The organism is Labrenzia sp. THAF35, assembly GCF_009363595.1.
Classification (GTDB): domain Bacteria; phylum Pseudomonadota; class Alphaproteobacteria; order Rhizobiales; family Stappiaceae; genus Roseibium; species Roseibium algicola.
Map to the genome: position 1 here is coordinate 2,499,219 of NZ_CP045380.1, position 26,129 is coordinate 2,525,347.

The following is a 26,129-nucleotide window of genomic DNA, read 5'->3' on the forward strand; positions in this document are numbered from 1 at the left end:
CAAGTGGCCGGCACCAGAACGGCATCCGGCCGGCAGGTCGGGTGCTATTCGATGTCGCCGTGGACGGCGACCATATCCAGTTTCGCTTCCGGGGCGGCAATGGTTCTGAAGGCTTCGCGCACACCGTCTTCGGTCAGGTCGCGCTGAACGGCGATCAGCGTGTTTTCCGGATGCTCCTCGCAAAGCTCTGCCATATAGGCCAGCTCCTGACGGGCAACACCAAGCGCCGCCTCTACGGAAGGTGCGCCGTAAATGTCGACAAAATGCTGAGCAAGCCGCTCTGCGAGGGTGGCAAGCTCGGCCTCTTCGATCGGGGTGACGGCAACGAAGGTTGCTCTGCCGAAGGTTTCCAGCCCCAGCCAGCCGTTGGCAAAGGCCTGACGTGCCTTGCCGGTCAGGTCGGCTTCGGTCCAGTCGGAAAACTCGAAGCCGCCGGACAGGCACCATTCGCCGGTACGAGCCGGGGAAAAGAAGACGTTGCGGTCGCTGTCATCCAGGTGAATGGCACGAGCGAGTTTCATCCGGTTATCCCTCAAGACGGCTGGAAAGCGGGATCAAGGTCGTGTCCTCACCCGTTCTCAGCAACATACCAAAATTTTCATCGACACCGACGAAAGTGCCGGAGGTTCCGTCAACCTCCACCGTTTCACCCAGCGTCGGAACAAGACCGCGCCAGTCGGAATGGACGGGGCGCGGGCCGTCGTCCAGCCAGCGATTGAGCCAGTAAAGGCTATGGCGCACCCAGCACTCCAGAAGCTGGTCGGGGGTAATCTCGCCGCAGCCTTCTTCGGACAACCAGGTTCGGTCAGGATCCTTGCCGGGGTTCGATTTCCGGCTTGTCATGCTGAGTTCCAGGCCGAGGATCAGCCAGTCCGGGGTTGCCTCGGGATCCTGCGTAGACGCCTTGACGCGCATGCGCCCGCAGACCGCGCCGTTGACGCGAATCCGGCCATCCCATTCCAGATGGACTGCCACCTCCGGCGGGGCGAGCGTGCCGAGCGCTGCCTGAAAGCCGAGGCCGCACACGGGCAGGATGGCCATGGCCTCCTCCAGCGGGACTTCCGGTGCAAAGATCAGAGCCGCCCGCAGACGTTCCCCGCCAAGGTTATAGATGACTGTTCCGGGATCCGTGCCTGTGATGGCAAGCGCCAATGCACGTTCGAAGGGGTCTGCCTGTCCGGTCAGCGCCTCGCCCTGAAAAAGCGGCGGAAACTGCACTTCGCTCATGCGTTGCCCTCCGCGATCAAAGTTCGAGCGAGCTGACGGAACACGGAAGCTTCCGGCGCTTCAGGTGTCTTGATCGAAATCGGCGTGCCGCCATCGCCGGCAAGGCGGATGTTGAGATGCAGCGGCACTTCGGCCAACAGGGGAACACCGAGCTTTTCCGCTTCCGCAGCAACGCCGCCATGGCCAAAGACGTGTTCCTCATGACCGCAGTTGGAGCAGATGTGGGTCGACATGTTCTCGATCATGCCGATAAGCGGAACCTGCATCTGCTCGAACATGCTGATGCCCTTGCGGGCATCGATCAGGGCAACGTCCTGCGGTGTCGAAACGATGATGGCGCCGTCGACGGCGAACTTCTGGCAAAGTGTCATCTGGACATCGCCGGTGCCGGGCGGCAGATCGACGATCAGCGCATCGAGCGCGCCCCATTGCACCTGGGTCATCATCTGCTGCAGAGCACCCATCAGCATCGGCCCGCGCCAGGCAACTGCCTCGTCGCCAGATGTCATCAGGCCGATGGACATCATGGTGACGCCGTGGTTGCGCAGCGGCAGGATCATCTGGCCATCCGGCGAGGTCGGCCGGCCGGAGATGCCAAGCATCTTGGGCTGCGACGGACCATAGACGTCGGCATCCAGAAGCCCCACCTTGCGACCTTCGGCGGCCAGCGCACAAGCAAGATTGGCAGCCACGGTCGACTTGCCGACGCCGCCCTTGCCCGAGGCAACCGCGATCACCCGGTCGATGCCAGGCACCTTCTGCGGCCCGGTTGCGCCCGGTGCTGCCGGTTTCGCCCGGATCGGCTGCGGTTCGGACGGTTTGGGCGCTGCGGGTTTGGCGGCCTGTGCGGTCGGCTGGTCCGCATGGGACGTCAGGATCACCTGAACGCTTTCGCAGCCTTCCAGCGCTTCGAGCTTCGTTTCCGCTTCGCTTTTCAGAACTTCCATCTCGGCCATGCGCCGCGGGTCGATCTCCAGAACGAAGCGGACCGTACCGCCATTGACTTGCAGTGCCCGCATCATGCCCGAGGCGGCAATGTCCTCGCCGGAGGCCGGATCCTTGATCGTCTTCAGAACCGACAGGGCGGTTTCGCGCGTCAGTGACACGTTAGTCCTGCCCCTCGATTTCGCCGGTGACCACGTGCTCGAGACCGAGTTCCTCGATCGTTACGACAGCTTTCACCTTGAAGGATTTTCCCGCATTCGGGCCTGCTTCGCGCACCGCATTTTCGATGGCCTGCTGCGAGGTCACACCGACCTGCTTCAGGAACTTGCGCATGGACATGTTGAAATCTTCGCTCATCTTATTCTCCTGTTGAATGCGGCGCACATTGACGGCTCGCCCGATTGAAACCTACCCTAGCGGATCTGGCCAGCAACGTGAGGGAGGAGCGCGTGGGCTGCCGTGCCTTGATATTTCTTGCCGTTGCCCTGTCGGCGGGCATCCTGTTCCATAAACCGGGGATCGCGCAATCGCGGTCTTTCCGGATGGGCGTGCCGAACGCGATTGCGGAAACCGGCTTCCTCCAATATCTGCTGCCGCGCTTTTCGCTCAAGACCGGGATCCGCATCGAAATTGTGGGTGACACGGAATCCTCCGAACTCAGTCTTTCGGAAGGCGCTTCCGGGGTTGCCGTGTTTTCCGGACTTGGCAAGACCTGGTTCCTCATGACCCATGAGGAAACAAACGAACACGCGATCCGCTTTCGGGACTGGCTGACCGGGGATATCGGCAGGCGCACGGTTGATGCTTTCGAGGAGGACGGCAAGCAGGTGTTCACCGCAGCGCTCGAACAGGTGGAGGACGACGGTCCGGTCGTCCTGTCCGGCGATGCGATCCGGGGTGAGGAACTGGCCGTTCTCCATTGCGGACGGTGCCATATGGTCAACGAGGCGACGCGCCTTACGACCATCGGTTCATCGCCTTCCTTCGCGGTGATGCGCAGTTTCTCCGACTGGCAAATGCGGTTTGAGGCGTTTTTTGCCCTCAATCCGCATCCCGCTTTCACGGTGATCGACGGCGTTACCGAACCCTTCGACATTAGCCGGCCATCGCCAATCGTGCCGGTGCAGATGACGCTTGAAGAACTCGAAGCGATCCTTGCGTTCGTTTCCCGCATTCCGCCGGCCGACCTCGGAGCCCCCATACAGTACCAGTGATCTTGTCTCATGCGGTTCAATGATCGCGCCGCTTGCTGATGTAGTCGTCCGTCGTGCGAACACGTGGGCGCTCGGCGGAGGCGAACGGGTTGTTTTCCGAATGGTAGACGGCGTTCACGCGGCAGTCGTCGCACATCTGTATGAGCTGTATGGCCTTGTTGTCCTGGAACATGGCGTGTTTGCCGGCGAGCTTTTCCGTCAGTCTCATCACTGTTGACCGGACACCGAATGGCTTGCCGCATTCAACACAGTTGAACGGTTCTTCTTCCTTCAGCACCCTGGCGCGCAATGCGTCGTCCGAAAGATCCAGCCTCGGATCCAGTGTCAGGGCCTTTTCCGGGCAGATTGTCGTGCAGATGCCGCACTGCAGGCAGGCATCCTCCTGAAAGCGCAGCTGCGGCGCATCGGGATTTTCCTTAAGGGCGCCGGACGGGCAGAGCGACACGCAGGACAGGCACAGCGTGCAGGCGTTCTGGTCAAGGACAACCGAGCCATAGGGGGCTCCTTCCGGAAGCGGGATGACCTTGCCCGGCTCGTTGAGCGATTTGGCGGCAAGGCGCGTGATTTGCCGGCGGGAGCCAAGGGGCAGGATCGGCTGCTTCGCGGTCACCGGAGACTGTTCGCGGTAGAGGATTTCTTCCAGCTCGTCCGGATCGGACGGGGTGATGAGGCAGACGCGGTCTTCGCCGGCGATCGCATTGGAGAGTTCTGCCTGGAAGGGCATGCCTTCCTTTTCCGTGGCTGGTGATAGCAACACGGTCACGTCGGCGAAGCCGCAGGCAAGTGCTGCCAGGCTTTCCGTATGGCCGAAACTGGCAATGGCTTCCATCTCCAGCGGAATGACGTCTGCCGGCAAGCCCTTGCCGTAGCGCGCGCCCAGGCGGATCAGTTCTGCGCCGTGGCTGCTGTCGTGAACGAGCAGGCGCGGTGCGTCGGAGCTGAGCTTGCGCCAGGTTGCCGCCAGCGTTTGCAGTCGCTGGAAGGTGTGGCTGACGGGAGGAGCGTCGTAGCTGATGGCGCCGGACGGACAGACCGCCGAACAGCTTCCACAGCCGGCGCAGACCATCGTATCGACCGCAACACTGTCGCCGCCGGGGCTGATGGCACCGGTTGGGCAAAGATCCAAACAGCGCGTGCAGCCTGTTTTGCGGGCCCTGGAGTGAGCGCAGAGCTGCTCGTCCAGACGAACGTAGAGCGGCTTTTCGAAGGTGCCGACAAGTTGTGAGGCATCCAGGAGCACCTTGGTGAACGCGCCCGTATTGCCCGGGTCTGCCCGCAGGTAGCCTTCCCGCTTTTCCGGTGCGGGAAAGAGCGGCTGCCCCCGGCGGAGGTCCAGCACGATGTCGCATTCCGTGCGCCCACCGCTCTTGGGGTCTGTCCAGTTGAACGCGCCCCGCCCGCCGGGAATGCGTTCCTGCAGGGCATCGAAACCGACCTTGAAGTGGCCAAGCGCACCGGTTGCTGTTGTTACCCGGCCGCGCACGATGTCGAACCGCCGGTCGTCGGCAAGAGGCAATTCGTCGGCAGGGTCGAGAATGACTGTAACGCTCAGGAGCTCGCAAAGATGGTCTGCCGCGGTAAGCGCAGCTTCGTTGTCGCCAAGGATGAGGCAGGTGCCCTCCGAGGTAACGTCCACGACCTTTGCACCGGGTGTCGGCAAGATCGATTCGGCGAGCAGCGCGGCCATCTTGGGAGATGTGCTGCGGGTGTCGGCGGTCCAACCGGCTCGGTCGCGCAGATCGACAAAAAGAGGTTCGTCCGCTTCAAGGTCTGCGGCCAGATCCTCGAATGCCTGGCGTTCCTGCTGACACGCAATGATGACATTGCCCGCCTGAAGCGCTTCGGCAGCCTGCGCTGCTTCGCCGCGGCAAAGTTGCGTGTGGATTTTCGAACAGGTCAGTCCCGTTGCCTGTTCGATAAGCCCGGCGTCAATAGCCTGTGTATTCAGGCAATCGCAAAGCAGAAGCCTTGGTTGCGTCATTGTGTGCGCGTCCTCTCCCCCGGATCGTCCGAAACCGATTCTCTTGTGATTTGTCAGACAATACCGAACCCCATAACAAGGGCGCTGAAAGGCGCGCGTCAAGTTCGACTTCTGCGGGGCTTGAAATTTATGTCGCTTGCTACAGCATTTTACGTAACATCAAAACGGAGTCGGATTGAACCGGCGGACGGGGAGGTAGGTGGTTCGTGACTAGGGAAAGAACGCGCGTCATGCCGGTGGGGGTTGTGGTGCGCAGGCTGCCTGGCGTAACGCGCTGGCAGAAGTGGACCTGGTTGCCGGTGTCCCTGCTGCCGGGAGCCGCGCCTGCGGACTGGAAAATGCTGCGGGCCGAAGGCGATGCGATCGAATACCATGCGACGACCTTGAGCCTGGAGCTGCATCACACCCAGACCGAAGCCTATCTGATTGCCCTGTCCGACAAGGTTCCCTCCGTCTACGTTGTGATGCGGGCTGCCCCGGAGCTGGCTCCGGCGATCCCCATTGAGGTGCTGCACATGACAGCGTCTGCCCATGAAGGCCTGGATTACGCGGATTCCGCCGAGGTCTTTGTCGAGAAGGTGCCAATGCCGCCAGGGCTGATTGCCTGGGTCCGGGAATTCATTGACATGCACCACGAAGAGGAAATCTTCTACAAGCGTCAGCGTGACAAGCACCGGATCGACCTGGAGGAAGAAGGCATCGGTGATCCACGCATCCGGCAGCTTGCCGACGTTTACCGGGCGCCCGGCACCCGAAAGAAGGACACACTGCAGTGAACTCCGGTGACGACAAGCCAATGGATTTCTGGTCAAGGCGCAAGGCTGCGGTTCGTGAGGCCGAAGCCGCGGAGGTCGAGCGCCGGGACGCTGAGCTTGAAACCGCGAAACGGGTCGAGCTGGAAGAAAAGACCGATGCGGAAATCCTGGAAAAACTTGGATTGCCTGATCCCGACAGCCTGCAGAAGGACGACGATTTCACGCAGTTCCTGGCCAAGACCGTGCCGGAGCGTCTGCGCCGGAGGGCATTGCGCCGTTTGTGGCTGTCCAACCCCGTTCTCGCCAATCTCGATGGCCTGAACGATTATGACGATGATTTTACCGATGCATCGACCGCCGGTCAGGTGGTGAAGACCGCCTATGAAGTTGGTCGTGGATTCTTGAAAAAAATCTCTGAAACGGAGCCGGACGAAAACTCGGACGCTACGCAGGCCGGAGAAGGTGAAGTACTTTCCGGGCAAAGTGATTCTGCTGCGCCGCAATCGGAACAACTTGTTGCAGCGCAGCATAATTATGTCGAAAATGGAAAAACATCTATTCGATTGACGCAAAGAGACGAGAAGGTGCAAATTAGTGAAATTGGGACTATTGTGTCTGATGAAACAGCACTGGTCGAAACCGAAGAAGAGCGCCTGCCGAAACGGCGCCGAATGCGTTTCGACTTTGATTAATACTAAAGTCTAAGAAGTTTTTGCGCCAGAAAAGCACCGCGCGTGTGGGAGGAAAAGGCTCGAATGGCCGTTGTGGCGAGGGAATTCATTATCGAACCGGAAGATCAGGCCCGGTCCGAATTGTACGACTTTCTGGCACTGGTGCTTGCGCGCCCGGCCGGAGCCGAACTGCTCGAGCAGATTGCGGGCCTGCAGGGTGGTGACACGCCCCTGGGCAATGCTCTGAATGTGCTTGCCAGAATTGCGGCAGTGACGACGCCGGAGACGGCCGAGCGTGAATTCAATGCCCTTTTCGTCGGTCTCGGGCGCGGCGAACTGCTGCCATACGCCAGCTATTACCTGACAGGGTTCCTCAACGAAAAGCCTCTCGCAAAGCTGCGCCAGGACATGGCGGAGCGCGGGATCGAGCGCGCTGAAGACAAGCACGAGCCAGAAGACAACATCGCATCGCTGATGGAGATGATGGCGGGGATGATCCTCGGCCGTTTCGGCAAGGTGACGTCTCTCAGCGAACAGAAGAGTTTCTTCAACGCCCACGTGGAACCTTGGGCGATACATTTCTTCACTGATCTGGAAGCGGCTGGAACATCGGTGTTCTACGGTGCTGTCGGATCGTTGGGGCGCCAGTTCATGGAAATCGAGGCACAGGGCTTCGACATGATCTCGAACTGACGGTTGCATCTGAAATGGGGTGGCTTGGCCATCCATCTGCGAGAGGAGGAATGCGACAATGAAACGACCCGAAACGGCAAGCCCCGAAGAGGGTACAGGCCGCCGGGACTTCCTGAAGCTGGCGGCGATTTCTGCCCCGGTTGCCGTGACCACGGTAACCGCCGGAACCACCGCTGAAGCGGCTGAGCCCGATCTGGCTTCCGACAAGATGCAGGACACGGTTCATACCCGTGCCTACTACGACAGCGCCCGGTTCTAACTGGACCCTGTGAGACTTCCCCGGCCATGGTTGCGTGACGCCCGGACGCCGGTTCACAAATAACCCAGCCGTATCAGGTTCTGATACAAGCAAGGTAGGGCAATATGCTTAGGAAAAAGACCAATGGGGTTGCGCGACGCCCCCAAGGTGCAAGTATCCTGAAAGACGCTGCACACAAGTCGGTAGACCGCCGTACGTTCCTTAAGGGATCCGGTCTTGCCGCAGGCGGCCTGGCCGCCATTACCGTGACCGGAGGAACGGTCACCAAAGCCAAGGCACAATCCACCGGCGATGCCGTGAAGACCGTCAAGTCGATCTGCACGCACTGTTCCGTTGGCTGTACCGTTATCGCCGAAGTTTCCAGCGGAGTCTGGATCGGGCAGGAGCCCGGTTGGGACAGCCCGTTCAACCTGGGTGCCCACTGCGCCAAGGGAGCTTCCGTCCGCGAACACGCTCATGGCGAGCGCCGCCTGAAATATCCGATGAAAAAGGAAGGCGGAGAGTGGAAACGGATCAGCTGGGACGAGGCGATCAACGAGATCGGCGACAAGATGCTGCAGATCCGCGAAGAAAGCGGTCCGGACAGCGTCTACTGGCTCGGCTCGGCCAAGCACAGTAACGAGCAGGCTTATCTCTTCCGCAAGTTTGCAGGCTACTGGGGAACGAACAACGTCGACCACCAGGCCCGCATCTGCCACTCCACGACGGTTGCCGGCGTAGCGAACACATGGGGCTACGGCGCCATGACCAACAGCTACAACGACATCCACAATTCCAAGGCGATCTTCATCATCGGCGGCAATCCGGCGGAGGCACACCCCGTCTCCCTGCTGCACGTGCTGCGCGCCAAGGAACAGAACAACGCTCCGCTGATCGTCTGCGATCCGCGGTTCACCCGCACCGCGGCCCATGCCGACGAATATGTGCGCTTCCGTCCGGGTTCGGACGTTGCCCTCATCTGGGGCATTCTGTGGCACATCTTCGAAAACGGCTGGGAAGACAAGGAGTTCATCCGCACCCGCGTGTGGGGCATGGACCAGATCCGCGAAGAAGTTGCCAAATGGACGCCCGATGAAGTCGAGCGTGTCACCGGTACGCCGGAAAGCCAGCTGAAGCGCGTAGCGCGGACGCTTGCCAACAACCGTCCGGGCACCGTGATCTGGTGCATGGGCGGCACCCAGCACACCAACGGCAACAACAACACCCGTGCCTACTGCATCCTGCAGCTGGCACTTGGTAACATGGGCACCGCCGGTGGCGGCACCAACATCTTCCGTGGCCACGACAACGTGCAGGGAGCGACCGACCTTGGCGTTCTCGCCGACACGCTGCCGGGCTATTACGGCCTGACCGCCGGCTCCTGGGCTCACTGGGCTCGTGTGTGGGAAGAAGATCTTGATTGGCTGAAAGGCCGCTTCGGCACCATCAAGGGTGCGGACGGCAAGGACAAGGCCATGATGAACCTGACCGGTATCCCGGTCAGCCGCTGGATCGATGGTGTCCTTGAAGCCAAGGAAAACCTGGAACAGCCGGACAACACCCGTGCGATGGTTCTGTGGGGCCATGCCCCGAACTCCCAGACCCGTTTGCCGGAAATGAAACAGGCTATGGAAAAGCTCGACCTTCTGGTCGTGGTTGATCCCTATCCGACCGTTTCGGCAATCCTGCACGACCGCACCGACGGCTGTTACCTGCTGCCGGCCTCGACCCAGTTCGAGACCCGTGGTTCGGTGACCGCTTCCAACCGGTCGCTGCAGTGGCGCGAACAGGTGATTGCACCGCTGTTCGAATCCAAGCCCGACCACACGATCATCGCCATGTTCGCCAAGAAGTTCGGTTTCGACGACCGTCTCTTCCGCAACATCGGCATGGACGGGGACGAGCCGAACATCGAGGACCTGACACGCGAGTTCAACCGCGGCATGTGGACGGTGGGCTACACCGGCCAGTCGCCTGAGCGTATCAAGTCGCACATGGAGAACCAGCACACCTTCGACCGTACCACGCTGCGTGCAGTCGGTGGTCCGAACGACGGCGAGTTCTACGGCATGCCGTGGCCGTGCTGGGGCACCGCAGAGATGAAACACCCGGGAACGGCTAATCTCTACGACATGTCCATGCCGGTCGCTGAAGGCGGTCTGTGCTTCCGTGCCCGTTACGGCGTGGAGCGTGATGGCCAGAACCTTCTGGCGGAAGGTGTCTCCAACCCCGGTGCGGACATTCAGGACGGCTATCCCGAGTTCACCATGCAGATGCTGATCGACCTCGGCTGGGATGGTGACCTGACGGCCGAAGAGCGTCAGTCGATCGAGACTGTTGCCGGCGCTGCGGACAAGATCGGCACCGTGAACTGGAAAACCGACCTTTCGGGCGGTATCCAGCGCGTGGCGATCGCCCATGGCTGTGCCCCGTTCGGCAACGCCAAGGCGCGTGCCGTTGTGTGGACCTTCCCGGATCCGGTGCCGCTGCACCGCGAGCCGCTCTACACCAACCGGCGGGATCTGGTCGCGGACTATCCGACCTATGCCGACAAGTCGTTCTGGCGCGTTCCGACACTCTATGCGTCGATCCAGAAGAACGACTTCTCCAAGGACTTCCCGATCATCCTCACATCCGGCCGTCTGGTCGAATACGAGGGCGGCGGGGACGAAACCCGGTCGAACCCCTGGCTGGCGGAACTCCAGCAGAACATGTTCGTCGAAATCAATCCGCGGGATGCCAACAATCTCGGGGTGCGTGACGGCGCACAGGTCTGGGTCGAAGGCCCGGAGGGCGGCAAGGTCAAGGTCATGGCGATGGTTACCGAACGTGTCGGCGAAGGCGTTGCCTTCATGCCGTTCCACTTCGGTGGTCATTACCAGGGCGAGGACCTGAGGTCGAAGTATCCGAAGGGTGCAGACCCCTATGTGCTTGGGGAAAGCTGTAACACCGCTCAGACCTACGGGTATGACTCGGTGACCCAGATGCAAGAGACCAAGGCTACTCTCTGCAAGATCTCGGCAGCGTAAGGAGGACGACAAATGGCAAGATCAAAGTTCCTTTGCGACGCCGAACGCTGCATTGAGTGCAATGCCTGCGTCACGGCCTGCAAGAACGAGCACGAGGTGCCGTGGGGCATCAACCGCCGCCGTGTTGTGACCATCAATGATGGCAAACCGGGCGAACGGTCGATCTCCGTGGCCTGCATGCATTGCTCGGACGCACCCTGCATGGCGGTGTGCCCGGTGGACTGTTTCTACCAGACCGAAGAAGGCGTGGTGCTTCACTCGAAGGACCTGTGCATTGGCTGCGGCTACTGCTTCTACGCCTGTCCGTTCGGCGCACCGCAATTCCCGCAAGCGGGCAATTTCGGATCGCGCGGCAAGATGGACAAATGCACCTTCTGTGCAGGTGGTCCGGAAGAAAACAACTCCACTGCAGAGTTCGCGAAATACGGCCGCAACCGTATCGCGGAAGGCAAGTTGCCGCTCTGCGCGGAAATGTGCTCCACCAAGGCCCTGCTCGCGGGCGATGGCGACGTCGTGTCGGCCATCTACCGCGAACGTGTGGTTGCCCGCGGCTTCGGCTCGGGTGCCTGGGGCTGGGGTACCGCTTACGGCCAGAAAGGCGGCTGATCCCTTGCGGGGTGAGGGCAGACCGGCACGCCGGACTGCCCGTCACGCTTGGGTAGATGCCTGAAAGAAACGTAGGCGGGGCGGCTTTACAGCCGCCCCGCTCGTCTCCGGTTGTAATCGACAATGAGGTTTGCGGTCATGAAACGCGTGACTATGGCTTTGCTTGTTCTTCTGGCCTTTCTTGGTGCGGGTCTGGGGACAGGGTTTGCGCAGGATACGTCCGCCGACCGGTCGGCGACCGGTGGTGCGCAGACGCTTGAAGACATCATGAAGCGCCAGCGTGGCGAGAAGGTCGACTACGACTTCCGCCGCAACAACACCGGTGATCCGGACGACGCGGCGTCGATTTCCTCACAGCTCGGGACACTTGGCGGTGTCTCCGATCCGGAGCTCTGGCGGGCACTGCGGTACGGCTCCGCGGATGTAACAGTCTCTTCCGGTGGATTTGCAGCAACCGTTCTGATGCAGGATGGCGGCATGCGCTGGCTCGAATGGCGCAAGGGTCCACTTGCCACTTACGGCGCCTGGCTGCTCGGCGGGACTATCGTGCTGCTGGCCCTTTTCTATCTCATTCGCGGCCGTATTCGCATCGATGGCGAGAAGACCGGCCGCACCATCACCCGCTTCAAGGCGATCGAGCGCTTCGGGCACTGGCTGCTTGCGGGATCCTTCGTCCTGCTTGGCATTACCGGCCTGCTGACGCTTTTCGGGCGCTTCGTGATCATCCCCATGATCGGCAAGGACGCCTTCGCGCCCGTCGCGCATTTCTCGAAGTGGATCCACAACAATGTCGCCTGGGCCTTCATGCTTGGCCTGATCATGGTGTTCGTGATGTGGGTGGCACACAACATCCCGAACAAGACGGATGTAAAATGGATCGCCGTCGGTGGCGGGCTTTTCAAGAAGGGCGTGCACCCGCCGGCCAAGAAATTCAACTTCGGTCAGAAGCTGGTGTTCTGGGGGGTGATCGTGCTGGGCGCTTCGATTTCCGTTTCCGGGCTGTCGCTGCTGTTCCCGTTCGAAATGCCGATGTTTGCGGTTACCTTCGAAAAGCTCAACGCACTCGGCCTGCCGCAGCTGGTGGGTCTCGGTACATTGCCTACCGCGCTTGCACCGCATGAGGAAATGCAATTTGCGCAGCTGTGGCACGCCATTGTGGCCTTCGTGATGATGGCGCTGATCCTGGCGCATATCTACATCGGTTCCATCGGCATGGAAGGCGCCTATGACGCCATGGGCTCCGGCGAGGTTGAACTGCAGTGGGCGAAGGAGCACCACGGCCTCTGGGTGAAGGAAGTCGAAGAAGCTGAAAAGCGCGAAGCCGCCAAACATTCAGGCGGCGACAGCGCGGTTCCCGCCGAATAGGCCCGGCGTGACATGCCGTTTCAGCCGGATCCCGTATGGTTGCTTGCACGGGTCTTCGGGCCCGCTGCCGGCTTCCTTCTGACGCTGGTCTCCGCAGCCGGTAGCGCCGATTTCCAGACCCTGAAGGGTCACGGCGGCCCGGTCATGGATATCGATGTTTCCCTTGAGACCGGTCAGGTGGCCACTGCCAGCTTCGACAATTCGGTCGGCATCTGGAAAGACCGGGTGCCGCAATGGCTTGAGGGCCATGCGGCGGCGGTCAAGGTGGTTCAGTTTCTGGACGGTAGTCATCTGGTGTCCGGCGGAGACGACAACGAGCTTATTCTCTGGAACACCCGCAATAACTCGAACCGGGTTCTGGAAGGGCACACGGCCAAGATCATGGGGCTTGCGGTTTCCCCCGACAAGACGACGATTGCCAGCGCAAGCTGGGATGCACGTGTGGGGCTGTGGCCGGTTGCCGGCGGCGAGCCGGCTTATCTTGCCGGACATGCAGCCGGGGTGAATGCGGTCGCGTTTTCAAAGGACGGGCGCCAGCTTTATTCAGCGTCGGTCGACGGGTCGATCAAGCTCTGGGATCTGGCAACGCAAAGTGAAAAGCGGGTCGTTGATCGCAACGGTTTCGGCATCAATGTCATTGCCATTGGCGGTGAGGGTGACCGGGAGAGCTGGATTGCCTACGGCTCCCAGGACGGAGTGACGCGGATCGTCGATATCGAAACCGGCGAAAGGCTGCATGACTTCACTTTCGAGCGCCGGCCGATACTGGCCATGGCGGTCAGTCCGGATGGCTCACGTCTGGCGACCGGTGACGGTCATGGATATATCACCGTGTTCGACACGACGTCCTGGGCGCTTGAAACGGATTTCCGGGCAGCACTGAAAGGTCCGATCTGGGCGCTTGCCTTTTCGAAGGACGGCGATGTGTTGCATGCGGGCGGCATCGAGAACATCGTCTATTCATGGCCCCTTGCCGATCTTGCAACATTCGATCCGATGGCAACCGAGACACCGCAATTCCTCAAGAAACCGGAAGAAATGTCCAACGGCGAACGGCAGTTCGCGCGCAAATGCTCGATCTGCCACGCCCTGACCGGCGATACCGCGCGCAAGGCCGGGCCGACGCTTCACAACATCTTCGGCCGGCGTGCGGGCACTATTCCGGACTACCCCTATTCGGCGACCCTGTCAGGATCTGATATTGTCTGGTCGGAAACGACGATCGATCAACTGTTCCTGGACGGTCCGGATCACTATATTCCCGGGTCGAAGATGCCGATGCAGCGGATTGTGGAACAGCAAGACCGTGACGATCTGATCGACTATCTGAAATCGGCGACGGCGCCATCCGAAGGAGATACACAATGAAAACAATGCTCATCGCGTTTGCCGCCATTATCGTGATTGCCATCGGCGCCAACCAGGTTCTGGAGCACCTGCGGTTTTCCAGCGCCGACTTCACGTCCAGCCCGTCCGTGCGCTTGGGGGAATAACAATTACCCGAAATTCGACGGCAACAGGCGGCGCCTGCCGCTAATTCCCTTCGACATGAGCTTTTGATAGCTCATGAGCGGTGCCTGTGTGCGGCGTACTTGCCTTTCGCGCCGGGGTGACCTTGAAGCTCCACGCAAGTCCATTTGGCTTTGATCAGGTCAAAAAAAATCCCCCTCCTCGCGTGAGAAGGGGGAAGGTTTGAGCGGAGCATGCGACACAGATTGCTATCTGGCTCCACTCACTCGGAAAGCGAGAAGACGGTCAGACGGGCTCAGCTTGAGCCCTTGTCCGAATTAGGGAAGAACAGCTGCTGGCCGTCGACCTTGTAGTCGGCGATAGCCTGCTGGCCTTCCTTGGACAGCACCCAGTCAACGAACTGCTGGCCAAGATCGGCCTTCACATGGGCATGAACTTCCGGGTTCACCAGAATGATGCCGTACTGGTTGAACAGGATCGGGTCGCCTTCAACGGCAACCTTGTAGTCGCCCTTGTTGCCGAAGGAGATCCATGTGGCACGATCGGTCATGACGTAAGCGCCCATGCCGGTGCCGGTGTTGAGGGTAGCGCCCATGCCGGAGCCGGTTTCACGGTACCAGTCGCCAGACCCTTCGCTCGGGTCGATGCCGGCGGCCTTCCACAGGCGAAGTTCCGCCTTGTGGGTGCCGCTGTCATCGCCGCGAGAGGCAAATGGGGCCTTCGCATCGGCGATTTTCTTCAGGGACTCAACGACATCTTTCGAGCCGGCGACGCTTGCAGGGTCGTTTGCCGGGCCGACGATGACAAAGTCGTTGTACATGACGTCGGAACGGGAAACGCCGAGACCGTCTGCAACGAATTTTTCTTCGGACGGTTTGGAGTGAACGAACAGGACATCGCCATCGCCATTGGCGGCGTTCTTGATGGCCTGGCCTGTGCCAACGGCAACCACGCGGACCTCAATGCCAGTCTTTTCCTGGAAGATGGGCAGGAGGTAGTCGAACAGGCCCGAATTCTGGGTTGAGGTGGTCGACTGGACGACAATGAACTTGTCTTCCGCAAAACTCGGCTGACCGGCAAATACGGTCGTCAGGACGGCGGCGGCAAGCGCCAGAAATGCTCTTCTGATCAATTTTTCCTCCCGGGGTAATCATTCAGGGATTGGGTGTTGGGTCCAAGGTAAAGCCTGCCTTCCCGCCAGGCGCGAACGGGTTCGCTTCTGGGGTTGGACAGCACTTTTTCGACAGGGCCTGTCTCGACCACGGTGCCGTTCTGCAGAAAAACGAGGTCTTCACCGAGGCGTTTTGCCTGGCCTGCATCATGGGTCACCAGAACAACGGTGACACCGCGGGCGTTGGCTTCCAGTACCAGGGACTCGATCGCGGCAGTGGAGGCCGGGTCGAGATTGGCAGTAGGTTCGTCGAGAAACAGGAGTTCGGGATCGCAGGCAAGAGCACGCACCAGGGACAGGCGCTGCTGCTCGCCGCCGGACAAGACGCGCGCCGGTCGCCGGGCCAGATGACTGAGGCCCGCCGTTTCCAGCGCGGCCCTGACCTTGTCGGCGCGTTCGCTGCCGCGCAGGCCGCGAACGCTCAGTGCGAACTTGAGATTGGCGATAACCGAGCGGCGCAGCAACACGGGACGCTGGAAGACCATAGCCTGCGCGCGTCGGGCGGTGGCGTCCATCCGGCCGCCTTCCCACAGGATAGCGCCTTCCTGCGGCTGAAGCAGACCGTGCATCAATCGCAGCAAGAGGCTCTTGCCGGCTCCGTTCGGGCCCATGATGAGCGTGCGTGAACCGCGGCGGATGGCAACATCGACGTCGTGCAGAAGTTTTTCGCCGCCTGCCGAAAAGCCAAGACTTCTGACATCCAGCAAGGGGTCGTGCACTGCCGGGCTACGGCGCGACATCGTGGAGGCAGTGCCTGGTGTGTCGAAAGCTGCGTCACGCATAGGCGGCCCTCGCGGCTGAGGCACGAAGGGCCATGACACCGGCGTTCACGGCAAAGGCGATCATCAGCAGGATCACGCCGAGCGCCAAGGCAAGCTGGAGATTGCCCTTGGATGTTTCCAAAGCGATGGTCGTTGTCATCACGCGGGTAACATGGTTGATGTTGCCACCGACAATGATAACCGCTCCGACTTCGGCAACCGCACGGCCGAAACCGGCCAATGCGACTGTCAGCAGGCTGTAGCGGGCATCCCAGAGCATGGCTGTCAGACGATCAAATCGGCCGACGCCGAGCGATGCGAACTGCTCGGAATATTCCCTGTTGAGGTCTTCGATTACCTGGCGTGTCAGCGCGGCGACAATGGGCGTCACCAGCACCATCTGCGCGATAATCATGGCAGTCGGCGTGTAGAGCAGGCGCAGCGGCCCGAGCGGTCCGGATGCCGACAGGACGAGATAGACAAGCAGGCCAACCACGACAGGGGGCAGGCCCATCAGCGCGTTCAAGATGACGGCGACGAGCGTTCTTCCGGGGAAATTGAAAGTGCCGACCGCCGCGCCGAGGGGCAGGCCGATGACGCAGGCGAGAACGACAGCCGTAAGCGTGACCCGCATGGACAGGCCGATGATTTCCATCAGATCCGGATCCAGCGCGATGACCAGGCCAAGGGCTCCAGCAAATGCCCCCCAGAAACTGTCCATTCCTGTCATTTCTCCCTCTCTATGGGAAAAAATAACGTAAAATGCCAAAGAATGAAACTCATGTACGACATGGACACGCACAAAAAAGCCACAGCGGAAGGCGCTGTGGCTTTTTTAGGTAGATCGTGAATTTTATCGGCTTGCCGAGAAACTCCTCAATACAGCCAGCGGGGCAGCCAGGTGGCGAACATCGGGAAGGTCCAGAGGATGGCGACGGCGACGATCTGCAGGATGATAAAGGGAACGACGCCGCGGTAGATCTGGCCCGTTGTGATTTCCTTCGGCGCTGCGCCTCTCAGATAGAACAGCGAGAAGCCGAAGGGAGGGGTCAGGAACGAGGTCTGCAGGTTGATCGCGATCAGGACAGTCAGCCAGATCGGGTCGATGCCCATCAGGATCAGGGGCGGGATCAGAACCGGCAGCAGGATTACCGAGATCTCGACGAAGTCGAGGAAGAAGCCCAGCACGAAGACGAACAGCATCGCGAAGATCAGTGCGCCTGTCGGACCGCCCGGCATTTCCTGAAGGATGTCGTGGACCCGGTCTTCCCCCCCAAGGCCGACGAAGACCAGCGAGAAGAAGCTGGCCATCAGGATGGTGGCGAAGATCATCGAGGTGACGGTCAGCGTGGACAGCATGGAAGCTTTCAGGAGCCCGTCCGCGAAAGCCTTCCTCAGGATGTGCAGAACGACCCCCAGGGAAAACAGCGCCAGCCCCGCATAGACAGCGGCGATAACGTAGCCACCGGCCGTGACATCGGAGCGTTGCAGGCGTATCGGCAGGATCGATGCGGCGATTGCAAGTGTCAGGAGCGCAGCTGTTGCCAGCACGATGAGCTTTGAGGACACCCCGAGACGGCGGCCTGCCAGCAGGATCGCGCCCACGGCACCGACGGAAGCTGCCTCGTTGGGCGAGGCGATGCCGCCGAGGATGGAACCGAGCACCGCAACGATCAGCAGGATCGGCGGCACGATGGCGGCAGCAATCTCCCGGCCTGACGGCTGGTCGACATGTTCCGACATCGCTGGCGCGTCGTTCGGGAACAGGTAAGCCCGGCCGACAATGTAGGCGCAGTAGACGGCGACGAGCAGCAGACCGGGGATCATGGCGGCTGCAAAGGTCTGGCCGACCGAGATCGTCTCGATGGTGAACTTGCCCTGCGCGTATTGCGCCTGCTGGAAGGCATTGGACATGACGTCGGCCAGGATGATCAGCAGCGTCGACGGCGGGATGATCTGGCCGAGCGTTCCGGCAGTACAGACCATGCCGGAGGCAAGTTTGGGGTCATAGCCATTGCGCAGCATTGTGGGCAGGGCGATCAGGCCCATGGCAACCACCGTTGCGCCGACAATGCCCGTGGACGCGGCGAGCAGGGCACCGACCAGCATCACCGAAACACCGAGGCCACCTCTCATGCGGCCGAAGAGCCGGCCCATTGTTTCCAGCAGATCCTCTGCGATGCGGCTCTTTTCCAGAATGACGCCCATCAGGACGAACAGCGGGATCGCGGTCAGGACCGGGTTGGTGAGCACGCCGAAGAAACGCTGGCCCATGGCGCCCATGAGCTGAATGTTGAAGTCACCCATCATCCAGCCGAGCAGGGCAAAGCCCGTGGCAACGCCCGCAATGGTGAAGGCAACGGGATAGCCGAGCAGAATGAAGGCGATCAGCGCGCCGAACATGATGAGATCGAGAGGCAGGCTCATGCGCTGACGCCTTTCAGCTTCTGAACATCGCGGATGAAGGCGGCTACGCCCTGAATCAGCAGCAGCACGCAATAGGCGGGAATGAGGGATTTCAGGAGGAAGGAGGCAGGGATGCCGCCAACGGAAATCGGCCCTTCCAGAATGGCCCAGCTGCCGCGCACGGACGGCCAGGAGAACCAGATCAGCACGACGAGAGCCGGTGTCAGCAGGAACAGATGGCCGAAGATATCGACCCACGCCTGCGCGCGCTCGCTGTTCCTGGCATAGAAGATGTCGACACGCACATGGGCATTGACGAGGAACGTGTACCCGGCGCCGAGCATGAAGATCGCCGCGTGGAAATACAGCACGCCTTCATCGAGAAAGATGAAGCTGTAGCCAAAGACATAGCGAAGCAACACGATCGTGAATTGCAGCAGCAACATCAGAAGCGCCGCCCAGCACAGCGTGTTGCCTAATACCGAATTGACACGCTCCAGCGCGCCCGCCAGTTTTTCCATCTGTGGTTCCTGTTTGCTGACTGTTCTGCCTTCTGGATCAGTGGCAGACGTCCCATCATTTGTCATCCCCGCGCAGGCGGGGATCCAGTAACCCCGGCTAACTTGCTTTGGTTTGAAAGGCTGCGGCGTACTGGATCCCGGATCTGCGCTTCGCTCCGTCCGGGATGACAAGTGGAGGGGGGCCATTGAACGGCACCTTCGAACCTCCCGGTCTCTCCGCAGTCTCAAACCTCCAGGCTATTCGTCATTGCAGGGTTGAGCCATGGGGTGACGAAAGCAGGGGCAACGTGATTTGTCCATTTGCCAAGTCACGAGGAATACACTTCCCTGTTCCGAGCATCATCCAGAGGGAGCGCGAAGCGTTGTCTCGAAGGATCGGCCACACATTCCGGAACAAGGGGACGATCCGTCCAGACAGGCCGCCGGTTCCCCTCTGGCGTACTGCAACGACGTTGAAACGCCACCACATCGGGGAAAACAGATTTCCCCGATGTGAGACGTCAACCCGATCAGTCGTAGTTGTAGTCGAGCATACGCGCGTTCATCTGGCCGTTGTCGGCATAGGGCATGTACTCGCGCATCAGCTTGCGGTAGGCGAGGAAGCTTTCGGTGATGCGTTTCACCAGCTCGTCTTCGTCCGCACGCAGTTCGGCGATCACTTCACCGGCGGCATTGCCCATTGCAACGATGACGTCGTCCGGAAGCTTCTTCACCATCACACCGTGATCGTTGACCAGCTGGGTCAGTGCCTGGGCGTGCTTGGTGTTGTATTCCGTCAGAACGTCGTTGTAGAGGCTGGCGCAGGCACGCTGCACGGCTTCCTTCAGGTCGTCCGGCAGGGCGTTGTAGGCTTCCAGGTTGACGGCACATTCTTCAGCGGAAGACGGCTCGCCGACACCCGGCCAGTAGTAGTTCTTGGCGATCTGGTAGTAGCCGAGCGCGCTGTCGGTCCACGGACCGATGAACTCGCCCGCATCAAGTGCGCCGGACTGAAGCGCCTGGAACATGGCCGGGCCGCTCATGGCCTGAACCGCCATGCCGAGCTTGGAACACATTTCGGAGGCAAGACCGGTGGACCGGAACTTCAGGCCTTTCAGGTCGTCGGCGCTGTTGATCTCGTTGCGGAACCAGCCAGCCCACTGCGGTCCGGAGTTGCCACACAGGAACGGCTTCAGGTTGAAGCGGGCATAGATCTCGTCATAGAGAGCCTGGCCGCCGCCGTGGATCATCCAGCCGGCTTGTTCGGGAGCTGTCAGACCGAAAGGCTGCGAACCGAACAGCAGGATGCCCTTGGACTTGGAACCCCAGTAGGCGGGTACAGCATGGTACAGCTCGGCAGTGCCCTGGCCGACGGCATCGAACACACCGTTGCCCGGGACGATTTCGCCGGCGGCAAAGAGCTTCACCTCGATGCGGCCACCGGACAATGCGGTGATGCGGTCCGCCAGCATCTGGGCAGCGACGCCCGGTCCCGGCAGGTTCTTCGGCCATGCGGTGACCATGCGCCACTGGTGCACATCCTGCGCAATGGCAGGTGCGGCCAGGGTGGAGGCCGCAACAGCGGCTGTGCCGGTGGCGCCGGCTTTCAGAAAATCACGTCTTTTCATGGTATTACCCCTCAGTCAAAGGAATGGATCGGAGTGTCCCGCCGTGCTTGATTGTTTCCCCAAGATCAACCTGCTTTCATGTTGGACCATGAAAGCAGAAAGTTGATTGCATTATAGTTGCTGGGTCATCTTTCTGCGTCCATCAGGACGCGGGACGACCCAGAATAGCCGGCAGGTTAAGCCCCTGTTCTTTCGCGCAGTCCAGCGCGATCTCGTAGCCGGCATCCGCGTGACGCATCACGCCCGTTGCCGGATCGTTCCAGAGCACCCGACCGATTCGCCGATCGGCATCTTCCGTGCCGTCGCAGCAGATGACCATACCCGAGTGCTGGGAAAAGCCCATGCCGACGCCGCCGCCATGGTGGAGCGACACCCAGGTCGCGCCGGAAGCGGTGTTGAGCAGGGCATTCAGAAGCGGCCAGTCGGACACGGCATCGGAGCCGTCCTTCATGGCTTCGGTCTCGCGGTTGGGCGATGCAACCGAACCACTGTCGAGGTGGTCGCGGCCGATCACGATCGGCGCTTTCAGTTCGCCGTTGCGGACCATTTCGTTGAAGGCAAGGCCGAGGCGGTGGCGCTGCCCAAGGCCAACCCAGCAGATGCGGGCCGGCAGGCCCTGGAAGGAAATGCGCTCGCGCGCCATGTCCAGCCAGTTGTGCAGGTGCTGGTCGTCCGGGATCAGTTCCTTCACCTTGGCGTCGGTCTTGTAGATGTCTTCCGGATCGCCGGAAAGCGCGCACCAGCGGAACGGGCCGATACCGCGGCAAAACAGCGGACGAATATAGGCGGGCACGAAACCCGGGAAGGCAAAGGCGTTTTCCAGGCCTTCTTCCATGGCAACCTGGCGGATGTTGTTGCCGTAATCGAGTGTCGGCACTCCCATGTTCCAGAAGTCGACCATGGCGGCGACATGCACCTTCATGGACGCGCGAGCTGCTTTTTCCACCGCCTTCGGATCGGTCTCGGCCTTGGCGCGCCATTCGGCGACGGTCCAGCCCTGCGGCAGGTAACCGTTGACCGGATCATGGGCGGAGGTCTGGTCGGTGACGATGTCCGGCTTCACGCCGCGCTTCACCAGTTCGGAGAAGACATCGGCGGCGTTGCCGATCAGCGCCACGGACTTGGCTTCGCCTGCCTTGGTCCAGCGGTCGATCAGTGCCAGCGCCTCGTCGAGGGAGTGGGTCTTTTCATCGACGTAGCGGGTGCGCAGGCGGAAGTCGGCGCTCTTCTCGTCACACTCCACCGCAAGGCAGCAGGCCCCGGCCATGACGGCTGCAAGCGGCTGGGCACCGCCCATGCCGCCGAGACCACCGGTCAGGATCCAGCGGCCCTTCAGGTTGCCTTCGTAGTGCTGGCGTCCGGCTTCCATGAAGGTCTCATAGGTGCCCTGCACGATGCCCTGTGTGCCGATGTAGATCCAGGAACCGGCGGTCATCTGGCCATACATGGCCAGGCCCTTCTTATCCAGCTCGTGGAAGTGGTCCCAGTTGGCCCAGTTTGGCACCAGGTTGGAATTGGCGATCAGAACGCGCGGGGCATCCTTGTGGGTCTTGAAGACACCGACCGGCTTGCCGGACTGCACCAGCAGCGTCTCGTCTTCCTCAAGGGTCTTGAGGCTTGCGACGATGCGGTCGAAATCGTCCCAGGTGCGTGCCGCGCGGCCGATGCCGCCATAGACGACCAGCTCATGCGGGTTTTCCGCCACATCCGGATGAAGGTTGTTCATCAGCATGCGCAGCGGGGCTTCGGTCAGCCAGGACTTGGTGTTGAGCTCGGTGCCGGTGGGCGGGAATACGTCGCGGGCGTTGTGGCGGCGATCAGTCATTGTTCGCTCCCTGGGTGTTGTTCTGGAATAAGGAGGGCGCGAGGTTTTCCAGCGCGCTCAGGATGTCTTTCAGATGGGTCCGAAGCCGGTCGGCCTTGGCCTCGTCATAGGCAAAGGGCGTGTCTTCGGTGGCAAGATGGGTCTTCTGGGCGAGCTCCATCTGAATGGCGTGAAAGCCTTCGGCCGGTCGGCCGTAATGCCGTGTCGTCCAGCCACCCTTGAAGCGGCCGTTGAGGATCGACGTGTAACCTTCCGCTGCTTGGGTGCAGGCGACGACGGCAGCCTCGATGGCGCTGGCGCAGGTCGTGCCGTTGTTGGTGCCCGTGTTGAAATCGGGCAGCGTGCCTTCGAACAGGAACGGCACGACCGAGCGGATCGAGTGGCAATCGTAGAGGATGGCGACGCCATGTTTGGCGCGGACCCGTTCCATTTCCGCCTGAAGGGCAGCGTGATAGGGAGCATGCCAGGCAAGACGCCGGGCCTCGATTTCACCGGTCTGCGGTTCCATGCCGGATTGGTAGATGGGGCGTCCATCGAAATCGGTGGTCGGGCAGAGCGTTGTGGTGTTCTGGCCCGGATAAAGGCTGACGCCTTCCGGATCGCGATTGGCGTCGATCACGTAACGATGGAAGTTCGCCTTCACCATGGTCGCACCGGGCAGGAGATCGGAATAAAGCCGGTCCACATGCCAGTCGGTGTCGGCCAGTTTCAAGCCGGTGTCGTTGAACCTTGCCTTGATGTCGTCCGGAACGAATGTGCCTGCATGAGGCACGCCAAGAACGACCGGGCCATCACCGCGGAAGACGTCAACCGGCTGCATGGGCATCTCCCAGCGTGATCATGTGGCCAGCGGAAATCGCCGAGACCAGCTTGCGGCTGCGGATCAGGCCGGCTGCCGTTTCCAAGTCCGGTGCCATGTAGCGGTCCTTTTCCAGAGAGGGAACGACACCGCGAAGAGTGCCCATCACCGTTTGCAGCGAAGCGCTGGTCTTCAGCGGGGCGCGATGCTCGATGCCTTCGGCGGCACACAGAAGTTCCACACCCAGGATCTGGCTGAGGTTGGCGTTCATGCGGGCAAGACGACGAGCACCGTGGGCGGCCATGGAAACATGGTCTTCCTGGTTGGCACTGGTCGGCGTGGAATCCGTCGAGCACGGATTGGCGAGATGCTTGTTCTCGCTCATCAGGGCGGCGGTCGTCACTTCCGCGATCATCATGCCCGAGTTCAGGCCCGGATCCTTGGCGAGGAACGGCGGCAGGTCGAAGGAAAGCGTCGGGTCGACCATGAGCGCGACACGGCGCTGGGAAATCGCACCGAGTTCGGCAATGGCCAGCGCAATCTGGTCGGCAGCAAAGGCAACCGGTTCTGCGTGGAAGTTGCCGCCGGAAACGATCCGGTCTGCATCGATCAGAACCAGCGGATTGTCGGTTGCCGCATTGGCTTCGATCTCGAGCGTGCGGGCCGCCATGCGGAGCAGATCGACACAGGCACCGGCAACCTGGGGCTGACAGCGGATGCAGTAGGGGTCCTGCACGCGGGTGTCGCCCTCGCGGTGGCTTTCGCGGATTTCCGAGCCGTCCATGATTGCGCGCATGGCCCTTGCCACTTCGATCTGGCCGCGATGGCCGCGCAGCTCATGGATTTCTGGCAGAAGCGGTGCGGTCGAGCCCATGATGGCGTCGGTGGAAAGGCTGGCGGTCATCAGGGTCGCTTCGGCCAGACGCCAGGCGTCGAACAGGCCGGTGAGCGCACAGGCGGTCGAAAACTGCGTGCCATTGATCAGCCCAAGGCCTTCCTTGGGGCCAAGCACGACTGGGGTCAGGCCCGCCTTGGCAAGGGCTTCGCCACCGGGCATGCGCGTGCCGCCGAAATCAGCTTCACCTTCACCGATCAGGACAGCCGTCATATGGGCCAGCGGCGCAAGATCGCCGGATGCACCGACAGACCCTTGCGAGGGAACCATCGGCGTGACGTTTCTTTCCAGGCAATCCTCGATCAGCTTCATCACTTCGAAGCGGACACCGGAGGCACCGCGGCCAAGCGAGAGCAGCTTCAGCACCATCATCAGGCGGGTGGTGGTCTTGTCGAGCGGTTCGCCGACGCCGCAACAATGGGAAAGGATCAGATTCCGCTGCAGGGTTGCAGTGTCCTCGGGGGCGATCTTGACGCTGGCCAGCTTGCCGAAGCCGGTGTTGACGCCGTAAACGGCCTCGCTGCCCCGGGCCGCCTTGGCAACTCGTTCGGACGCAAGGTTGATCGCAGCTTCCGCTGCGCGGTCGATGCGCACTGGCAGCTCTTCCCGGTAGATGCGTTCCAGATCCGCCAGGGTCACGGAGCCCGGTGTCAGGGTAAGGGCGCTCATTCAGAGCCTCCGAAAATGCGTTTGAAGAGGGAATTGAAGCCGATCCGGTAGGAAAGCTCAGCCGGGTGGGTGACGTTCCAGACAGCCAGATCCGCCCGTTTGCCGGGCGCCAGCGTGCCTTGATCGTCCAGACCAAGCGCCTTCGCCGCTTCGCGGGTGACGCCGGCCAGCGCTTCTTCCGGTGTCATGCGGAACAAGGTGCAGCCCATGTTCATGGTTAGGAGCAACGAGGCGAGGGGGGAGGAACCCGGATTGCAGTCCGTTGCCAGCGCGACGGGCACATTGTGCTTGCGCAAAAGATCAAGCGGCGGGAACTGCGTTTCGCGCAAGGTGTAGAAGGCACCCGGCAAAAGCACGGCAACAGACCCGCTTTCGGCCATCGCCTTGACGCCGGCTTCATCCAGGTATTCCAGATGGTCGGCGGAAAGGGCGCCATAGGAAGCGGCCAGGGCCGCGCCGTTCAGGTTGGACAGTTGCTCTGCATGCAGCTTCACCGGCAGGCCGATCTGCTTGGCCTTGTCGAACACCTTGCCGATCTGTTCCGGCGAAAAGGCGATGCCTTCGCAAAAACCGTCCACGGCATCCACCAGTCCCTCGGCATGAGCCGCTTCCAGCGTCGGCAGGCAGACCTTTTCCAGATAGAGGTCGGCCTTGTCCTTGTATTCGGCCGGAATGGCATGGGCGCCCAGGAAGCTGGTCTTGACGGTGATCGGGCGCAGCTTGCCGATCTTGCGGGCGGTGCGCAGCATGCGCAGCTCCGTTTCCCGGTCGAGGCCATAGCCGGACTTTATCTCGATGGCGGTGACGCCCTCGGCGATCAGGGCATCGACACGCGGCAGGGCTGCTTCCAGCAGCTGCTTTTCGCTGGCTGCGCGCGTTGCCTTGACCGTGGAAACGATGCCGCCACCGGCCCGGGCCACTTCCTCGTACGTTGCACCTTGAAGGCGCATTTCGAATTCACGTGCCCGGTCGCCGCCGAAAACAACATGGGTATGACAGTCGATCAGGCCCGGGGTCACCAGCCGTCCGCCGATATCATCCGCGCTGAGCGACGCATAGTGCGACGGCAGGTCTGCGGCCTTGCCGATCCAGGCGATGCGGCCACCTTCGATCACCAGCGCACCGTCCTCAATCAGGCCGTACGGCTCTCCGTTTGCGGTGAGCGTTGCCAGCTTGGCGTTTGTGAGGAGGCGTTTCAGCACGTCCATCTCCGGCTTGATTAGATTGCGATATAAGATAATATGCATGCACATATTAACGTGTCAACGGAGGAAAAGACGG

The 26,129-nt window shown here is 61.1% G+C and carries 25 protein-coding genes; 10 read left to right on the forward strand and 15 right to left on the reverse strand.

What is annotated here, in order from left to right; genetic code table 11:
• Window positions 1-44: 44 nt before the first annotated feature.
• Genes FIU93_RS11395 through FIU93_RS11410 form a run of 4 tightly spaced genes read right to left on the reverse strand, consistent with a single transcriptional unit; the run spans window position 45 to window position 2,529 of the window.
• Window positions 45-521 (reverse strand): DUF6505 family protein, encoded by a 477-nt coding sequence (locus FIU93_RS11395; RefSeq protein ID WP_062487297.1) that lies wholly within the window; start codon window positions 519-521, stop codon window positions 45-47.
• 4 nt (window positions 522-525) lie between these two features.
• Entirely contained in the window at window positions 526-1,227 is a 702-nt protein-coding gene (locus FIU93_RS11400; RefSeq protein ID WP_055656245.1) for a biotin/lipoate--protein ligase family protein, read from the reverse strand.
• Window positions 1,224-2,333, reverse strand: coding sequence for an Mrp/NBP35 family ATP-binding protein (locus FIU93_RS11405; protein WP_152505631.1), 1,110 nt, complete (start codon window positions 2,331-2,333; stop codon window positions 1,224-1,226). The genes FIU93_RS11400 and FIU93_RS11405 overlap by 4 nt, the downstream gene beginning before the upstream one ends.
• A gap of 1 nt (window position 2,334) precedes the next feature.
• On the reverse strand, window positions 2,335-2,529 hold the full coding sequence (locus tag FIU93_RS11410; RefSeq protein ID WP_023003109.1) for a DUF6494 family protein: 195 nt from the start codon (window positions 2,527-2,529) through the stop codon (window positions 2,335-2,337).
• A 92-nt stretch (window positions 2,530-2,621) separates the two neighbouring features.
• Between FIU93_RS11410 and FIU93_RS11415 the strand changes: the two genes are divergently transcribed.
• Window positions 2,622-3,386, forward strand: coding sequence for a hypothetical protein (locus tag FIU93_RS11415; protein ID WP_208984239.1), 765 nt, complete (start codon window positions 2,622-2,624; stop codon window positions 3,384-3,386).
• A gap of 16 nt (window positions 3,387-3,402) precedes the next feature.
• Here the strand turns inward: FIU93_RS11415 and FIU93_RS11420 are convergent, their stop codons facing one another.
• On the reverse strand, window positions 3,403-5,367 hold the full coding sequence (locus FIU93_RS11420) for a 4Fe-4S binding protein (protein WP_152505632.1): 1,965 nt from the start codon (window positions 5,365-5,367) through the stop codon (window positions 3,403-3,405).
• A gap of 206 nt (window positions 5,368-5,573) precedes the next feature.
• On the opposite strand from FIU93_RS11420, the gene FIU93_RS11425 reads away from it, so the two are divergent.
• The 9 genes from FIU93_RS11425 (at window position 5,574) to FIU93_RS31685 (ending at window position 14,217) form a co-directional block, all read left to right on the forward strand.
• Window positions 5,574-6,143 (forward strand): DUF3305 domain-containing protein, encoded by a 570-nt coding sequence (locus tag FIU93_RS11425; RefSeq protein WP_208984238.1) that lies wholly within the window; start codon window positions 5,574-5,576, stop codon window positions 6,141-6,143.
• Complete coding sequence (locus tag FIU93_RS11430; RefSeq protein ID WP_209010342.1) at window positions 6,140-6,814, forward strand: DUF3306 domain-containing protein; 675 nt, start codon at window positions 6,140-6,142, stop codon at window positions 6,812-6,814. Before FIU93_RS11425 ends, FIU93_RS11430 begins: the two co-directional genes overlap by 4 nt.
• A 63-nt stretch (window positions 6,815-6,877) precedes the next feature.
• The gene (locus tag FIU93_RS11435) at window positions 6,878-7,486 is read left to right on the forward strand and encodes a molecular chaperone TorD family protein (RefSeq protein WP_055656785.1); all 609 of its coding nucleotides are present in this window, start codon (window positions 6,878-6,880) and stop codon (window positions 7,484-7,486) included.
• A 58-nt stretch (window positions 7,487-7,544) separates the two neighbouring features.
• Window positions 7,545-7,745, forward strand: coding sequence for a hypothetical protein (locus FIU93_RS11440; RefSeq protein WP_023003115.1), 201 nt, complete (start codon window positions 7,545-7,547; stop codon window positions 7,743-7,745).
• Between the two features lie 104 nt (window positions 7,746-7,849).
• Complete coding sequence (locus tag FIU93_RS11445) at window positions 7,850-10,753, forward strand: formate dehydrogenase subunit alpha (RefSeq protein ID WP_023003116.1); 2,904 nt, start codon at window positions 7,850-7,852, stop codon at window positions 10,751-10,753.
• A gap of 12 nt (window positions 10,754-10,765) precedes the next feature.
• The gene (fdh3B, locus tag FIU93_RS11450; RefSeq protein WP_006937368.1) at window positions 10,766-11,359 is read left to right on the forward strand and encodes a formate dehydrogenase FDH3 subunit beta; all 594 of its coding nucleotides are present in this window, start codon (window positions 10,766-10,768) and stop codon (window positions 11,357-11,359) included.
• Window positions 11,360-11,497: 138 nt separating this feature from the next.
• Window positions 11,498-12,724, forward strand: coding sequence for a formate dehydrogenase subunit gamma (locus tag FIU93_RS11455; RefSeq protein WP_055656237.1), 1,227 nt, complete (start codon window positions 11,498-11,500; stop codon window positions 12,722-12,724).
• Between the two features lie 12 nt (window positions 12,725-12,736).
• The gene (locus FIU93_RS11460) at window positions 12,737-14,092 is read left to right on the forward strand and encodes a c-type cytochrome (RefSeq protein WP_209010343.1); all 1,356 of its coding nucleotides are present in this window, start codon (window positions 12,737-12,739) and stop codon (window positions 14,090-14,092) included.
• Window positions 14,089-14,217, forward strand: a complete 129-nt coding sequence (locus tag FIU93_RS31685; protein WP_023003119.1) for a hypothetical protein — start codon at window positions 14,089-14,091, stop codon at window positions 14,215-14,217. The genes FIU93_RS11460 and FIU93_RS31685 overlap by 4 nt, the downstream gene beginning before the upstream one ends.
• A 272-nt stretch (window positions 14,218-14,489) precedes the next feature.
• On the opposite strand, the gene FIU93_RS11465 is transcribed toward FIU93_RS31685, so the two are convergent.
• From FIU93_RS11465 to hutI, 10 genes are all read right to left on the reverse strand, one after another.
• Window positions 14,490-15,326, reverse strand: coding sequence for a substrate-binding domain-containing protein (locus FIU93_RS11465; protein WP_152505633.1), 837 nt, complete (start codon window positions 15,324-15,326; stop codon window positions 14,490-14,492).
• On the reverse strand, window positions 15,323-16,147 hold the full coding sequence (locus tag FIU93_RS11470; protein WP_152505634.1) for an ATP-binding cassette domain-containing protein: 825 nt from the start codon (window positions 16,145-16,147) through the stop codon (window positions 15,323-15,325). Before FIU93_RS11470 ends, FIU93_RS11465 begins: the two co-directional genes overlap by 4 nt.
• Window positions 16,140-16,847 carry an ABC transporter permease gene (locus FIU93_RS11475; RefSeq protein WP_055656232.1) on the reverse strand — a complete coding sequence of 236 codons (708 nt, stop codon included), beginning with the start codon at window positions 16,845-16,847 and terminating at the stop codon, window positions 16,140-16,142. The genes FIU93_RS11470 and FIU93_RS11475 overlap by 8 nt, the downstream gene beginning before the upstream one ends.
• Before the next feature lie 155 nt (window positions 16,848-17,002).
• The gene (locus tag FIU93_RS11480; RefSeq protein ID WP_062487310.1) at window positions 17,003-18,553 is read right to left on the reverse strand and encodes a TRAP transporter large permease subunit; all 1,551 of its coding nucleotides are present in this window, start codon (window positions 18,551-18,553) and stop codon (window positions 17,003-17,005) included.
• Window positions 18,550-19,053: a TRAP transporter small permease subunit gene (locus tag FIU93_RS11485; RefSeq protein ID WP_152505635.1), complete on the reverse strand. Its 504-nt coding sequence runs from the start codon at window positions 19,051-19,053 to the stop codon at window positions 18,550-18,552. The genes FIU93_RS11480 and FIU93_RS11485 overlap by 4 nt, the downstream gene beginning before the upstream one ends.
• A 509-nt stretch (window positions 19,054-19,562) precedes the next feature.
• Window positions 19,563-20,660 carry a TRAP transporter substrate-binding protein gene (locus tag FIU93_RS11490; RefSeq protein WP_023003125.1) on the reverse strand — a complete coding sequence of 366 codons (1,098 nt, stop codon included), beginning with the start codon at window positions 20,658-20,660 and terminating at the stop codon, window positions 19,563-19,565.
• 142 nt (window positions 20,661-20,802) lie between these two features.
• Window positions 20,803-22,485: a urocanate hydratase gene (gene hutU / locus FIU93_RS11495; RefSeq protein ID WP_055656225.1), complete on the reverse strand. Its 1,683-nt coding sequence runs from the start codon at window positions 22,483-22,485 to the stop codon at window positions 20,803-20,805.
• Complete coding sequence (gene hutG / locus FIU93_RS11500; protein WP_055656223.1) at window positions 22,478-23,305, reverse strand: N-formylglutamate deformylase; 828 nt, start codon at window positions 23,303-23,305, stop codon at window positions 22,478-22,480. Before hutG ends, hutU begins: the two co-directional genes overlap by 8 nt.
• Window positions 23,292-24,848 carry a histidine ammonia-lyase gene (hutH, locus tag FIU93_RS11505; protein ID WP_152505636.1) on the reverse strand — a complete coding sequence of 519 codons (1,557 nt, stop codon included), beginning with the start codon at window positions 24,846-24,848 and terminating at the stop codon, window positions 23,292-23,294. The genes hutG and hutH overlap by 14 nt, the downstream gene beginning before the upstream one ends.
• Window positions 24,845-26,056: an imidazolonepropionase gene (gene hutI, locus FIU93_RS11510; protein ID WP_152507570.1), complete on the reverse strand. Its 1,212-nt coding sequence runs from the start codon at window positions 26,054-26,056 to the stop codon at window positions 24,845-24,847. The genes hutH and hutI overlap by 4 nt, the downstream gene beginning before the upstream one ends.
• Window positions 26,057-26,129 lie beyond the last annotated feature (73 nt).

Bases quoted from the DNA above. Each gene is read 5' to 3' on its own strand.
- FIU93_RS11395 (WP_062487297.1), bottom strand. From the start codon at position 521: ATGAAACTCGCTCGTGCCATTCACCTGGATGACAGCGACCGCAACGTC.
- FIU93_RS11400 (WP_055656245.1), bottom strand. From the start codon at position 1,227: ATGAGCGAAGTGCAGTTTCCGCCGCTTTTTCAGGGCGAGGCGCTGACC.
- FIU93_RS11410 (WP_023003109.1), bottom strand. From the start codon at position 2,529: ATGAGCGAAGATTTCAACATGTCCATGCGCAAGTTCCTGAAGCAGGTC.
- FIU93_RS11420 (WP_152505632.1), bottom strand. From the start codon at position 5,367: ATGACGCAACCAAGGCTTCTGCTTTGCGATTGCCTGAATACACAGGCT.
- FIU93_RS11435 (WP_055656785.1), top strand. From the start codon at position 6,878: ATGGCCGTTGTGGCGAGGGAATTCATTATCGAACCGGAAGATCAGGCC.
- FIU93_RS11440 (WP_023003115.1), top strand. From the start codon at position 7,545: ATGAAACGACCCGAAACGGCAAGCCCCGAAGAGGGTACAGGCCGCCGG.
- FIU93_RS11445 (WP_023003116.1), top strand. From the start codon at position 7,850: ATGCTTAGGAAAAAGACCAATGGGGTTGCGCGACGCCCCCAAGGTGCA.
- fdh3B (WP_006937368.1), top strand. From the start codon at position 10,766: ATGGCAAGATCAAAGTTCCTTTGCGACGCCGAACGCTGCATTGAGTGC.
- FIU93_RS11455 (WP_055656237.1), top strand. From the start codon at position 11,498: ATGAAACGCGTGACTATGGCTTTGCTTGTTCTTCTGGCCTTTCTTGGT.
- FIU93_RS11460 (WP_209010343.1), top strand. From the start codon at position 12,737: ATGCCGTTTCAGCCGGATCCCGTATGGTTGCTTGCACGGGTCTTCGGG.
- FIU93_RS31685 (WP_023003119.1), top strand. From the start codon at position 14,089: ATGAAAACAATGCTCATCGCGTTTGCCGCCATTATCGTGATTGCCATC.
- FIU93_RS11470 (WP_152505634.1), bottom strand. From the start codon at position 16,147: ATGCGTGACGCAGCTTTCGACACACCAGGCACTGCCTCCACGATGTCG.
- FIU93_RS11475 (WP_055656232.1), bottom strand. From the start codon at position 16,847: ATGGACAGTTTCTGGGGGGCATTTGCTGGAGCCCTTGGCCTGGTCATC.
- FIU93_RS11480 (WP_062487310.1), bottom strand. From the start codon at position 18,553: ATGAGCCTGCCTCTCGATCTCATCATGTTCGGCGCGCTGATCGCCTTC.
- FIU93_RS11485 (WP_152505635.1), bottom strand. From the start codon at position 19,053: ATGGAAAAACTGGCGGGCGCGCTGGAGCGTGTCAATTCGGTATTAGGC.
- FIU93_RS11490 (WP_023003125.1), bottom strand. From the start codon at position 20,660: ATGAAAAGACGTGATTTTCTGAAAGCCGGCGCCACCGGCACAGCCGCT.
- hutU (WP_055656225.1), bottom strand. From the start codon at position 22,485: ATGACTGATCGCCGCCACAACGCCCGCGACGTATTCCCGCCCACCGGC.
- hutG (WP_055656223.1), bottom strand. From the start codon at position 23,305: ATGCAGCCGGTTGACGTCTTCCGCGGTGATGGCCCGGTCGTTCTTGGC.
- hutH (WP_152505636.1), bottom strand. From the start codon at position 24,848: ATGAGCGCCCTTACCCTGACACCGGGCTCCGTGACCCTGGCGGATCTG.
- hutI (WP_152507570.1), bottom strand. From the start codon at position 26,056: ATGGACGTGCTGAAACGCCTCCTCACAAACGCCAAGCTGGCAACGCTC.